This window comes from Nitrospira sp. CMX1, from assembly GCF_054902215.1.
Genome location: NZ_JBUBKD010000011.1, coordinates 248,953 through 260,850, shown reverse-complemented (window position 1 = coordinate 260,850; position 11,898 = coordinate 248,953). Strand labels below are relative to the sequence as shown.

Below are 11,898 nucleotides of genomic sequence, written 5' to 3'. Positions count from 1 at the left end.
TGCTTCCGGATTAACCCCGACTAAAGCCTCATCACCGTTCGAAGGCGCTCGTTGTCGCTTGTGCTCATGGTTGGGCGACCGCCGCTCTGAGGATCGTGCGTAACTGGTGCCGGGCTCGATGCGCGCGTACTTTGACGTTGATCACACTCCACCCCAACAACCCTGCCGCTTCGCGGACAGAATAGCCGTCGAGATGCACCAAGGTCACGACCATGCGATTTTCCGGTGTGAGTTGGGCCAACGCCAACTGTAAGACCTCCCTGGCTTCCTCCTGGCGAGCTCGTTCGGCAAAACCCTCGTATGACTGAGCCGCCCGTACCTGGTCGATCCAGCGTTGATGCTCGGTCGTAAGCGCGCTCACCGGTACGTCCGCTGCCCGCTGTGCCCGCCAAAAGTCATAGCAGGTGCGGACGGCGATCGTGGTCAGCCAGTGAGAAAAGGGTTCTTCAAACCGATACGTTCCGAGTCCGGTATAGGCCTTCACAAAGATCTCGTGCGTAAGCTCCGCTACTTTCTCGGGCGGGACATGCCCACACACAATTCGGCAGACATGATCCCGATGGCGGAGCATCAAGTTTTCGAAGCATTCGGTTTCACCTGCGACGACGCGTTTGACTAGGTCTGCATCCTCGCCGTCAGATTGAGCCCATACATCTCTTGGCCATACCCCAATAACCCTGCCTCGCGCGGGGGAGAGGTGAGTGGCCGTTTGCGCCACCAAATTGAGTGTCATTCTTGCCGCAACAGCCATGTCGTGCTTCCCTTCTTTTCACTGTTACCGGCTCGTCGCTTCACTGCGCGACTGTTCCAAATATATCGATGATCAAGAAGACCTGATATGACGTAAGGTCGGCACATCGTACTACCGCCTTATCCATTACAGCCTTCGGAGAACGGATGATGATCACCGGCTCCCGATGACAGGTGTCGGACCGTAGCGGTGTCGCTCATCCATGAACCGGGGCACCGCTGTATCCAACTCCACATATTGTGCAGGCCGTGTACCACGTCCATGATGCAGAGCAGATTCTCCGCAGGAGGGGCACGTGGTGGTCAGTTATGAGCAGAGAAGGAGAATCGCTGGTATTGCCCCTCTATCTCTGTCTGGATATGGAACATCGCGACAATTCAGCTCGAATCGAGGTGGAGACATGGGACCAGCTGGGCTGGAGCAGGAGAGACGAGGAATACTTTCCTGAGCCAGGTTCTATACCGAGGGCAGTTCTGAGAAGAATACCGTGGAAGATGTATGGTGTAATCGTGTGAAATCGCACGGCATCACCGTGCGAAACCGTGATCATTTCTTGCATCCCGTTCGAGTGCGGTCAGCTGTGCTTCTTTCACGCGGATCATTCCAACTGAGGCTGACGGCTGATGTCTCGACAGGCGATGAATCTCTTGCATCACGCTCTTGGCCCACCCCACGTCCCACAGCGGCGCACGTCGAACCCGGTGGGCCTCAAGAAGAGCTTGTTCCAATTTCCGGAGATGCTCATCGCCCGAGGTACTCATCGTGTCGGTACTTCCTCCATCAGGATTGTGCGCAGGAGCTCCGGGGGCCGATGCGCATGCACTCTGACGCTGATGACACTTCCGCGAGTGGGGAGGCTCTGTCCATGTCTTAAGACGGGGGTGCTGGTTGAAAGGTTACAGGTCTTTCTTCAGGAACATCAGACTTTTCCCGATGACCTCCATCAGCGAAGACCCGTGGTTGTAACCTTTTTATCGTCCACGCCGTCATATTATATGAGGTAGAGCAAAAGAGAGGCGTCGATGAGTAGAGAACACAAGGACGCTGGCTCTATCGCCGAGAAGGAGTGGGGTTGGAGGCCGGGATTTCACTCCGTACTGTCAAGATATTTGGCTGACCGTTGACCGGGAGGGAATCTTACGGACATGGATGAAGCAACGTGAGAGCGCACGGAGGGTGCCTTTGAACAGGACGGTATTATTGGGTGGATGGATCACAGCAGTCGGCGCTGCTCTTGGATGATGACCGAATGGGGACGACAGGATATGACGTAACAGCCGACTAGATCGGATTACGTTGAGGGTCATGGCCTGAGCCTTGAACCTTCCGGCTCGGACCAGAGGGTGGGGTACCCTCCTATCACCTCCACCCCGCCATCCCATTGCGGTCCTTCGTAGTGTGGCTGACGAAGGGAGAGCAGGATGACGGTACATCGCACATGTGTGTTAGTCGTCGATGATGAGGAGACGGTGCGCCGTCTCATTGGTGAGTATCTTGAACAGCACGCGATTACCGTGGTGGCAGTGGAGGATGGATTGCAAGCCTTGAGGGTACTCCACGAACGTTCGTTCGATGCCGTGATTACAGATCTCTATGTGCCGTACCTTGATGGCTTTGATCTCCTCTGCCAATGTCGTCTTGTATGGCCTCAACTGCCCGTCATTCTTATGCTCGGTAGCCTCGTCGATGAGATCGTTCAGCTGGCGCTGATTGAAGGAGCTGCCGCCTGTCTACCTAAACCAATCAACACGAGGAAGCTGATCGAGGTCCTGCGTGAGGTTATCATGCGCCCCGGCTCTCTCGTGGAGACGACAAGGATGATCTGATCGTTAGATGAACGGTCTCGAACTACGATCGCCTCCAAGACCTCTCTCCCATCTCTTGGAGAAAGGAGCGTTACCCATGCGTATCACTGAATTGATCGTGCTAGGTGTGTGGTTGGGGGCATGCTCAGCCACCCCGATGTTTCCTCCCGCGGTGACGAAAGACGTCGAAGCCAATACGTTTGACGCCAAGGCTTGGGAGCAAGAGGCCTATCAGCTCTCGCGCACTACCTTTGTCCCGCACAAGGTGGAGTTGGCCGGTGAGATCATACGAGTCATACATCAATCGGAGCGTCTGGTCATTCTGGCCGAAGAGAGACCTCTGGATACTCGACTTGCGTCGAGCCCAACGAGCGACCAACAGGACGGCGCACCCTGGTTCGCCGTCACCTTCCAGGGGCCTGTGGAGCCAAGAATGTTGCAGGCAGGGAATCGGCTCTTTGTGATCGGCACCACGTACCAAGCCGGCCCAGAAATGTTCGGCGGCGCGCCACGGATGTTGCCCCATCTGAGAGCGCAATGCCTTCACATTTGGGATACTGAAGGAGTGAAGAACAAGTATTGGATTTCCAGTTCAGGCTCGGTCCAATACCCTCCGGAAGAACGCACCATCTGTCTTGAGGCCAAGCCGTCCGGGTCATCGCCCGTGGGGAGTGACGATGAGAAGACGGTCTCTGGTGGCTCGTAGCAAAGGCTGGTTTTGATGCGACAACTGGAAGGCATATACGCAACTAGGAGAACGTATGCACAGGGGCTCACCGCGTTGCAGCAACAGGGAATGCGATATCGTCTGGACGAGATAGAGCGGCTCTGTCCGGATCCGACGTGCACTCAGGTACTTCTCGCAGTCGATTACCTTGTCCGAAGTGATCAGGCATGTCTGACGTTGGATTCCAACAGGACGTACTGGGTAAACGTGTAGCCCTGAGGGGGGGGGTATAGTTATTTTGTCGGCTGATGTGCAGAGTCAGGAGCGAGCAACGTGACTTCCACCGGTTCCCCGGTTACGATTTAGGAAATGAGACAGTAACGAGTCTTGCCGGATGATGTCATGCAGAATACACCCATCGGGAAGGACACCTATGGGGCCATCGCCGGTTCTTCCGCGATGGGTGAATTTCCTAACCCATCGTCTGCATCGTCCCATGACGGTCTCTCGGTGACGACGGAGGTGACGTTATGAGGCACCCAGCATTCCGTTCCCTCATGCTTCTCGTCATCCTTCCCCTTCTGCTGAGTTGCACTGGCGCACCCATGGTTCCGTTGGAGATGACGACGCTCAATCCAGGTGACGATCACGAGACGATTGCGCACCACTACCGCCATGAGGCGGTGCGTGCACGTCAGCAAGCCGACGAACTGGCCAATCAGGCCGTGGTGTATGAACAACTGTTTGGACCAGAGTCCGATTGGGTATCGGGCGCCAGACTCTTAGTCAAGTTTTATGAAGAAGTTGCACGAGAACAAGCTCGACTCGCCGAGCAACACCTCAAGCTCGGCAGAGGGCGTTCTTCAGAGCAACCTGCACCATCGCGAGATCACTAACCCGCCACAGCTGGCGTGGTTGCATCAGGAGGCACCTATGATACGGATCACCATGAGGAGTTTCGCCGTCGCACTATTGTTGCTGACGACGGCCTGCGGAACCACCATCCAGCCTGGCCAACGGGGACTGTTCTGGCATCCACTCACCCAAGGGCTTTCCCAAGAGCCTCTGAAAGACGGCTATTACTGGCGTGCACCATGGAATGACGTGTTTGTCTATGACGTTCGATGGCAAAGCCACACCGAGGAGATCGATGCCTTGAGCGCGGATGATCTGCAGGTGCTCATCAAGGCGGCGATCATTCTTCGGCCCATCGCGGACGAGCTGTATTTTCTCAACCAAGAAGTGGGTGCTGATTACTATGTCCGTGTTGTGAGACCGCAGTTCATGGCCGCCGTGAGGAGCGTTGTTTCCGGCTATAACATGGTATCGGTACCGGAAAAGAGCACGGAGATCGCCGGCAAAGTTCGAGCGGTCGTGGTGGAAAACCTCAAAGGTCGGCACTTAGAAGTTCAGAACATTGCCTTGTCCGATGTCGATTTTCCACAACTCGTGTTGCGGGCCATTGAGCAGAAACAAGCGAAGGAACAGGAGAAAGAACAAAAAGAGTTTGAGCTCACCATCGCTGCGAAGGATGCCGAGATCGCGCGTACCAGAGCGAAAGGTGAGGGGGATGCGATCCGGATCCGAGCCGACGGTGAGGCCGAGGGACTCCGAATTCGGGCTGTGGGCCAGGCTCAGGCGCAGGAGACCATTACTAAAACCCTGACGCCGGCCTATCTCCAGTACAAATTGTATGACAGCTCGAATGCCAAGGTCATCATCTTGCCGGAGCATATGAAGACGCCGCTGATCATCAATCCGGGAGAGGCCACGATGTCGGGGAGATGAGTTCTTGCTGTTGGGCGTATGCTGGAAGTCTTTAGTTTGGAGCGGCATTTCTAAGCACGAGGGGTATGCCGATCATAGTAATAACTGCGAAGTGGATCTGCAGAGGGCCTTGTGGGATGGAGAAGGCGGAAAGGCCGCATCTGGCTTATCCGTTGAACCAGCTTCCTACGCGGTATTCCCCGACCCCAATCTGTATTAACTGAGGGGATATGTCCAAGGACAAGCCACGTGTCGTAATTCTCGGGGGAGGGTTTGGTGGGATGTATGCCGCGTTGGAATTGGAACAAGCGCTGGATCGAGGATCCAACTTGGATGTGACTCTCGTCAACCACGACAACTTTTTTCTCTTCACCCCGATGCTCCATGAGGTTGCAGCAAGTGACCTCGATATCACCAACATCGTGAGCCCGATCCGCAAGTTGCTGCGGAGGGTCACATTCTTTCATGGCGAGGTCGAAGCCATCGACCTCGTGCAGCAACGAGTGGGAGTGTCGCATGGACATGAGAGCCATTGCCATGTACTGCCTTACGATCACCTGGTATTGGCACTTGGGTCCACGACGAACTTCTTTGAGATCCCCGGCTTAGCCGAGCGTGCCTTCACCATGAAGTCACTGAGTGACGCAATCGTGTTGCGTAACCATCTCATTGCGAACCTGGAAGAAGCCGATTTTGAGTGCGGGGCCTCCCTCAGGGCAGGCCTCCTGAATTTCGTGGTGGCCGGCAGCGGCTTTGCGGGAGTCGAAACCGTTGCGGCCATGAACGACTTTCTCCGGGAGGCGATCCGTTTCTTTCCTCATCTGCGGGAAGACATGCTGCGCATCATTCTGGTCAGTTCGGGGCGGATCATTTTGCCAGAACTGGGAGAGAAGCTTGGGACCTATGCCCAGCGCAAACTGATCGAGCAGCGGGTCGAAATCCACACCAACTGTAAAGTCACGGCGGTGACGGATCACGACATTACCCTCAGCGATGGGACGACGGTGACGACTAATACACTGGTCTGGACTGCTGGTATCAAGCCGCATACCCTCTTGAACACCCTACCTTGTCAACGGGAGAAAGGCCGAGTGCTCGTGAACGAATATCTGGAAGTTCCCGGGTGGCCGGGTGTCTGGGCCTTGGGCGATTGTGCTCTTGTACCGGATCGTCGGACCGGCGCATTCCATCCTTCGACTGCGCAACACGCGCTGCGTGAAGGACGGATCGCGGCGCAGAATATTCTCGCCACTGTGCGAAAGGGGTGGAAGAAGCCGTTTGTCTACTCCACGATCGGGCTCTTGGCCCCGATTGGGAAACGCACCGGCGTCGCGAACATCCTCGGCGTGAACTTTTCCGGTTTCATCGCTTGGTGGCTCTGGCGCACGATCTACTTGCTGAAACTCCCTCGTTTCGAGAAGAAAGTCCTTGTTGCCCTGGACTGGACCCTTGATGTCCTCTTTTCCAAAGATCTGGTTCACTTCAGAACGACTCGCCCCTTATCACCACGATCGGCAGCAGACGTGAAGAAACCGGCATGAATTCTGCGCCACTCGCTGAGAGTGAACTGTCGTTCTAAAGTCTCCACGAGACTCTCTATGAATCGCTCAACATGCTGGGCAGTATTTATGGTAGTCAGGTGCAATGCTGCTAGAGAGGAAACAACTGAATGTCGAAGGCCCGCGCGGTGAACCAGACGAGGGCGATAGCGATTACCGCGAGCGAGCCGCCGGTGAGGACCAGTCGAGGATAGGACCAGGAATGGCGGATCAGATAGGCCAAGGGTAAGAACGCCGCGACGATGGCGAGTTGACCGACTTCCACGCCGACGTTAAAGCTCACTAGACTGAGTAACAATGAATCCTGAGGTAATCCGAGATCAGTGAGCACTGCCGCAAACCCGAATCCGTGGATCAGCCCAAAGCCGAAGGCAATCATCCAGCGGCGAGTCGTCATCGCAGGATATAAGTTGCCAAGTCCTGCGAGCACAACCGAGGCGGCGATTGTTGATTCTACCAGACGTGACGGCAACCGGACGACGTCAAGCGCGGCTAGGCTCAACGTCAGAGAATGGGCTAGGGTGAATGCGGTGACGATACTCGCGACGTTCCAGCAGACTGATGGGAAATTACCTGCTGCTTGCCAGCGGCTGTTGGCTCGAACCATGACTGCGGGAAGCAAGAGGGCAAGCAAGAAGAGGACATGGTCAAACCCCATCCAGATATGCCAGATGCCTTCGCGAATGAACTGAACACCGTCGTTCCAATGTGAGCGCTCGGCCACAGAGAATTCTTGAGAAGGGGATTCACGGCTGAAAATGGCGCTGCTGGTCTGTCCGCCTTGGGTCAGACGTAAGAGTCCCCTGTGTTGAGCGTCGATATCGAACAGGAGTTGGTAATCCACCGCAAGCCGTTCGATCGGTTCGCTGCAATCGGAACGGAAACGCAGAACTGCGTAGGCTCCATCCGTGTGATGGTCGATCAGGTGTTCCAGCTCTTGCGTCGAACAGGCGTGCTTGCCCGCTGATAGGGCAAGACGAGCAAGTGCGTAGGCTCTGATCTCGTCATGCTTGGTACGAACTTCTCCCCAGGTCAGTTGACCATCCCCATCACGGTCCAATCCAATCGCATTGTCGAGATCACGCAAGGCGATATCCCACTGGCCTACAACGTGATGGTTCCGGACAATCAGTGAAAGATAGCTGTCGCTGGGCTTGTGGGCCCAGGCAGGGAGACTGAACAACAGACAGGAGATGATGACGAGGATATGCACTAGAAGGTCGCCTCCTGTATCTGCTTTGCGAGTTGCCGGAGACGGAAATCCTCCACATGGTTTGTTTGTAACCAATCAAGCACCGGTTGGGCAGCGCGACGGTTCCCGGCGGCGAGCGCGCTGTTAAGGAGAATCCTGGCATCAGCCGGTTCCCGTTGGACGGTCCAATTTGCGAGAGCCAATGACAGAGCCCGTTGAGCATCGTGTTGCAACGTGAGTGTGAACCGCGCTTCTTCTCTAATATGAACGATCGTTCCTCGTTCCCGAGCTGCATGAAAGCGGGCTGCGAGCTCGGCCGCATGGCTTTGGAAGGTGGGCAGCTTCAACACCTGTTCCGCGAGGGCCAAGCGCAATAGCAGTCCATCGGCTCTGGTCTCCGATCGAAGCAGAGAAACGACGTCAGATGCACGGTCTTGATCCAATAGAAAATCTGCATAGGCACCGAGCACGTAGTGATCTTTGATGCCGACCTTGACGGCTTCAGCGAAAGATTTTTCTGCCTCTTGAATGGCTTCCGTGCGGGAGGCCGTTTCAGCCAGGATGGTCGCAATCCAAATCCGCTCACGACCTGAGAGGGCAGAATCCGAAAGGGCTTGCCGGAGTACCTCTTTGCTCTTGGCCGATTGTCCGGTCATGCCGGCGATATCGCTCAAACATCCAACGAGCACGTGGGAAGCCACCAGCCGGGCAAGTTTCTGACAGGCTCGTCGTGCCTCGTCATAGCGAGCCTGTACTTGGAGAATTGAGGCCTTGGTGAGCCAGGCCTGAGCATTGGTCGGGTCGACTTCCAGTACGTGCTCCAGGTCAGCGAGGGCCTCGTTGAACTCATGGGCGCTCTGGCGGATGGTGGCACGCAGGAGGAGTGTGGCTGGTGGAGGTGTCGGCCCAGTCCACCACGGAGTCAGGATCGCTTGCGCCTGTCCCAAGAAACGGGGATCACCTTCCGATCGCCCCTGTTCAATATACCGAGTTGCCAGCTTCACGGCCGTTCCAAGATTCCGGGGATTGTGCTGAAGATCGTCGCGCAAGCTTCGAATTTCTCGTGCTCCGGGATCGGACGATTTAAAACTGAGCCGTTCAAGTACCTGACTGTCGTCGGTGGGGCGGTGAGGCTCGGCCGAGGCAAATGTGCACAAAGAGATGGCAAGCCAGTACCCTATCAGTGCCAATGTGAGTCGTGTCTTATCCATCGTTAATCTCGCGAATAGGAAATAGGGATGCGCATGATGATTTGTTGACGATTCAACGTACGATCGAACTGCATCGGGAAGGCCCGTTGGACAAGGGCCCTCGCCTCTTGATCAATGCGGTCGAGACCAGAGCTCTTCACCACTACGGAGTCCAATAACGCCCCTTCCTTTGATACTACGGCTTTGACCACGACCTTGAAGGGTTGTGATTGATCCAGGAACGGGCGGGATGACAGCTTGAGTTCTTCCAGCCGCTGGAAAATTGCATGCTGAAGCCAGCCGTAATCGGGATTGCTTGTTGAGGCGGAGGATTCGGTTGGCATGGCTAGAGGTGTCGTATTAGATGCCGCAGTGTGCTCGTGATCAGTGGCAACGTTGGCCGCTGTTTCTGACGGTGGCGGCGCTGTGGTGGCTGATCCCGTCAATTCCTCTATCTGGTGCATCGGGGGAGTTTCTACCTGTGCAGGGTTAGCTGTCGACTTTTCAACAACCGACGCTGTGGATGACTCTCTTGATGAGAAAGTGGATGGCGTAGTGCTTGGTTGAGGTGTTGGCATAACTGGTTCTGCAGTCTGCGGTTTGATTGGTACGATAGGGTCAGCCGATGAAACGGCACGATGGATGGGGCGACCTGCGCGAGCTTGTCGAGGCGTTCGCTCTGTTGGCCTCGATATGGTCGGTTCGGGAGCGCTGGAGTTTTGAGCCGGCTTGTCGGCAAGGGGGGTCGACTGCACGAGTGCGATGTCCCAGTGAAACAGTTTCTTGGGTACGGCTAGCGGTGAGAGGCGAAAGAGTGGGAATACTGCGAGAAGCAAGAGACTGTGGAGAACGAGAGAGCTGAACCACCCGTGTAGCTGTTGTCTCCTCAACTCAGATGTCATCGACTCCTGATACACAACCTTGTCTCCGATGATGCGGGTGCCGCATAGGCTGCGGCACCCGATTATGATGATTAGAATGCTTCTTTTGAGTCGATATGCCGACGATCTCGGCCATCATGTGGGGTCGGAAGAAATGGAAATTCCATCGCAATCCCGTTGGGCGTCTTCTGATTGCCGACCGCTCCCACGTTGAAGTTGACGCCGTCTCCAAGATTCGGCACCGCTGGGTTGGTGAGTATGCCTGCTACAACGCGGAGCGCCACATCGGTGACATCGTCGTTCGGTCTCCGGCCGTTCGGCCAGCCCGCTTTGTCCGGTGTGGCGTTACCGCTCACGTCATGCGCGAGTGGGCCCAGTCGTCGCTGTCCACCGGCTGGAGTTGGTGGGATATCCAAATCGACTCGTAAGAGGTCGGCAAGCGCTTCGGTAGTTTTGTTGGCTCCACATACAGATGGCCCTTTGCTATAGCGAAGCAAGGCATTCACAAGATCCTCGCGAGTTGTTGTCGGGAAACTGGTCCCAAAGACCGTGTTGAGTGCCGTTGCCAGGGCGGAGTTGCAGTAGAACAGGACGAACTCATTTTCGTCCTCCGCATCCGTGGCATTCCACTTGTCCTTCATGTTCGTCGCAATGATCAACTCATTCACGAGGGGATTGCCCATACGTGCCACTTGAACGAAACGGGTGCTGTTGTCGCGATCTCCATTCTTCTTGATGACCGTGACTTTGGGCCGGCTTGTGCTGGCATAGGCGCCGAGCATTTTGTTGCCGTTCGGTCCGATCAGTTCACTGACCGGAATCTCCAACGCGATGGTGTTGACGTTAAAACCACTGAACGTATCGGCGTTCCCGGCTCCCGGCGCACCAATGATGATTCCATCATTGGCATCATCGGCATCGGAGAGGATCGGCGAAATGTGCAGATTCAGCGTGTCGAACGTTCCTCCTAGGTCGATATAGAAGGTCTCGTCTCGTTGGCCAGCGAAGACCCTCCCGCCATTTTTCAGTGGATAGATACCCTTCTCCGCGAGGTCTTCATAGTTCGGCATTGTGCGAGGGCCGACATTCGAGGGAACGGCGTACATGACGCCAGTTCCCAGGTCTCGCGGCCGCTGACCATAGCGAACTTCCGTTACCGTATAGCTCTGTCGAAGTAGGAGTCCTTCCGACCCGTTCCCTGAGAGAGCTGTGACCGGTGGCAGGGCCACATAAGACAAAGGAAAGACATTGCCGGGTTGTCGGATCTCTGTTTTAAATCTGATCTGGTAGACGATATTTGCGGCAATATTGTTTTTATTGTTGTCGATGTGGATTTCATACAGCACATCATCGGCAAAGTTGAAGTAATTGGGCCCGGAGCCCGGCTCCTGACTCGGGATGACATTCATGATGAGGACGGCATTGTCGGGATTCTGCCAACTCCGGAAAAAATAGAAATCCGTGATGTCAGCCGTCGGGTCATTGGCAATCAACGGAGCTTCACGATGGCTGGCTGCCAGAACTGGGGTCGTCATGAGTATTATGAAAGCCATAGTCATAAGTGGTCGAAGTCGAGCCAACATAGATTCCTCCTTAATAAACGGGTCCGCCTTGTGGCGGGTTGGATTACAGGTCCGGCAGTACAGCCCGGACTGGTTCTGATTCCGCTTGGCTGATCAGTGCGGCCTCTTCCGATGTCAGGGCTTCTGATCGAGGAACGTGCTGTTCCTCCGCGGCGGCGGTTGGCCCGCTTGGCGTGATGATGGGGACGCTGTCGTTTCCGCTGCAGCCGGACAAGAATCCGACCGTACATGCGACCCCTAGGGCCCAAAGCTTGGGTTGTTTCATGTTCCTCTCTCCTCTCCATAGTGGAATGCTGTGATGAATCTGTCTTGCCCCTTTGAACCTGCCGGCGGTCTGTTCTTCACTACGAGAAGATTCGGCGATTGGATTTCTGACGGGAAGAGTTGCTTGTTGGGGTAGTTGCCTGATGTTATAGTCCCTCACCATCGAAGGTGCAGATGGAGCTACCAATCAGCAATCCGATCTTCCCTATCGGCTCGTATAGTTTCAAGGGGAAGACTGT

General features: G+C 55.5%; 13 protein-coding genes. 6 read left to right on the top strand and 7 right to left on the bottom strand.

The annotated features are described in order from the left end of the window. Positions 1–64: 64 nt before the first annotated feature. On the bottom strand, positions 65–733 hold the full coding sequence (locus tag ACYX34_RS03230) for an RNA polymerase sigma factor (protein WP_462075119.1): 669 nt from the start codon (positions 731–733) through the stop codon (positions 65–67). A 545-nt stretch (positions 734–1,278) separates the two neighbouring features. Then, entirely contained in the window at positions 1,279–1,512 is a 234-nt protein-coding gene (locus tag ACYX34_RS03225) for a hypothetical protein (RefSeq protein WP_462075118.1), read from the bottom strand. A 660-nt stretch (positions 1,513–2,172) separates the two neighbouring features. On the opposite strand from ACYX34_RS03225, the gene ACYX34_RS03220 reads away from it, so the two are divergent. The 6 genes from ACYX34_RS03220 (at position 2,173) to ACYX34_RS03195 (ending at position 6,531) form a co-directional block, all read left to right on the top strand. Further along, positions 2,173–2,577, top strand: coding sequence for a response regulator (locus ACYX34_RS03220; RefSeq protein ID WP_462075117.1), 405 nt, complete (start codon positions 2,173–2,175; stop codon positions 2,575–2,577). A gap of 76 nt (positions 2,578–2,653) precedes the next feature. Beyond that, complete coding sequence (locus tag ACYX34_RS03215) at positions 2,654–3,262, top strand: Slp family lipoprotein (RefSeq protein WP_462075116.1); 609 nt, start codon at positions 2,654–2,656, stop codon at positions 3,260–3,262. A gap of 363 nt (positions 3,263–3,625) precedes the next feature. Next, positions 3,626–3,757: a hypothetical protein gene (locus ACYX34_RS03210; RefSeq protein ID WP_462075115.1), complete on the top strand. Its 132-nt coding sequence runs from the start codon at positions 3,626–3,628 to the stop codon at positions 3,755–3,757. After that, complete coding sequence (locus tag ACYX34_RS03205; protein WP_462075114.1) at positions 3,754–4,119, top strand: hypothetical protein; 366 nt, start codon at positions 3,754–3,756, stop codon at positions 4,117–4,119. Before ACYX34_RS03210 ends, ACYX34_RS03205 begins: the two co-directional genes overlap by 4 nt. A gap of 37 nt (positions 4,120–4,156) precedes the next feature. Next, entirely contained in the window at positions 4,157–5,011 is an 855-nt protein-coding gene (locus tag ACYX34_RS03200) for a prohibitin family protein (protein WP_462075113.1), read from the top strand. A gap of 209 nt (positions 5,012–5,220) precedes the next feature. Continuing rightward, on the top strand, positions 5,221–6,531 hold the full coding sequence (locus ACYX34_RS03195; protein WP_462075112.1) for an NAD(P)/FAD-dependent oxidoreductase: 1,311 nt from the start codon (positions 5,221–5,223) through the stop codon (positions 6,529–6,531). 109 nt (positions 6,532–6,640) lie between these two features. Here ACYX34_RS03195 and ACYX34_RS03190 read toward each other — a convergent pair whose 3' ends face one another. The 5 genes from ACYX34_RS03190 to ACYX34_RS03170 form a co-directional block, all read right to left on the bottom strand. Then, the gene (locus ACYX34_RS03190; protein WP_462075111.1) at positions 6,641–7,762 is read right to left on the bottom strand and encodes a HupE/UreJ family protein; all 1,122 of its coding nucleotides are present in this window, start codon (positions 7,760–7,762) and stop codon (positions 6,641–6,643) included. Next, on the bottom strand, positions 7,762–8,952 hold the full coding sequence (locus ACYX34_RS03185; protein WP_462075110.1) for a tetratricopeptide repeat protein: 1,191 nt from the start codon (positions 8,950–8,952) through the stop codon (positions 7,762–7,764). Before ACYX34_RS03185 ends, ACYX34_RS03190 begins: the two co-directional genes overlap by 1 nt. 2 nt (positions 8,953–8,954) lie before the next feature. Beyond that, positions 8,955–9,395, bottom strand: a complete 441-nt coding sequence (locus ACYX34_RS03180; protein ID WP_462075109.1) for an energy transducer TonB — start codon at positions 9,393–9,395, stop codon at positions 8,955–8,957. 509 nt (positions 9,396–9,904) lie between these two features. Continuing rightward, a complete protein-coding gene (locus tag ACYX34_RS03175; protein ID WP_462075108.1) occupies positions 9,905–11,347 on the bottom strand; it encodes a DUF4331 domain-containing protein in 1,443 nt (480 codons plus the stop codon). Between the two features lie 91 nt (positions 11,348–11,438). Beyond that, a complete protein-coding gene (locus tag ACYX34_RS03170) occupies positions 11,439–11,660 on the bottom strand; it encodes a hypothetical protein (RefSeq protein ID WP_462075107.1) in 222 nt (73 codons plus the stop codon). Between the last annotated feature and the right edge of the window lie 238 nt (positions 11,661–11,898).

What these genes read in the sequence shown, in the direction of transcription:
- ACYX34_RS03225 (WP_462075118.1), bottom strand. Translation starts at nt 1,512, where the DNA reads ATGAGTACCTCGGGCGATGAGCATCTCCGGAAATTGGAACAAGCTCTT.
- ACYX34_RS03220 (WP_462075117.1), top strand. Translation starts at nt 2,173, where the DNA reads ATGACGGTACATCGCACATGTGTGTTAGTCGTCGATGATGAGGAGACG.
- ACYX34_RS03180 (WP_462075109.1), bottom strand. Translation starts at nt 9,395, where the DNA reads ATGCACCAGATAGAGGAATTGACGGGATCAGCCACCACAGCGCCGCCA.
- ACYX34_RS03195 (WP_462075112.1), top strand. Translation starts at nt 5,221, where the DNA reads ATGTCCAAGGACAAGCCACGTGTCGTAATTCTCGGGGGAGGGTTTGGT.
- ACYX34_RS03175 (WP_462075108.1), bottom strand. Translation starts at nt 11,347, where the DNA reads ATGACGACCCCAGTTCTGGCAGCCAGCCATCGTGAAGCTCCGTTGATT.
- ACYX34_RS03170 (WP_462075107.1), bottom strand. Translation starts at nt 11,660, where the DNA reads ATGAAACAACCCAAGCTTTGGGCCCTAGGGGTCGCATGTACGGTCGGA.
- ACYX34_RS03215 (WP_462075116.1), top strand. Translation starts at nt 2,654, where the DNA reads ATGCGTATCACTGAATTGATCGTGCTAGGTGTGTGGTTGGGGGCATGC.
- ACYX34_RS03185 (WP_462075110.1), bottom strand. Translation starts at nt 8,952, where the DNA reads ATGGATAAGACACGACTCACATTGGCACTGATAGGGTACTGGCTTGCC.
- ACYX34_RS03230 (WP_462075119.1), bottom strand. Translation starts at nt 733, where the DNA reads ATGACACTCAATTTGGTGGCGCAAACGGCCACTCACCTCTCCCCCGCG.
- ACYX34_RS03200 (WP_462075113.1), top strand. Translation starts at nt 4,157, where the DNA reads ATGATACGGATCACCATGAGGAGTTTCGCCGTCGCACTATTGTTGCTG.
- ACYX34_RS03205 (WP_462075114.1), top strand. Translation starts at nt 3,754, where the DNA reads ATGAGGCACCCAGCATTCCGTTCCCTCATGCTTCTCGTCATCCTTCCC.
- ACYX34_RS03210 (WP_462075115.1), top strand. Translation starts at nt 3,626, where the DNA reads ATGCAGAATACACCCATCGGGAAGGACACCTATGGGGCCATCGCCGGT.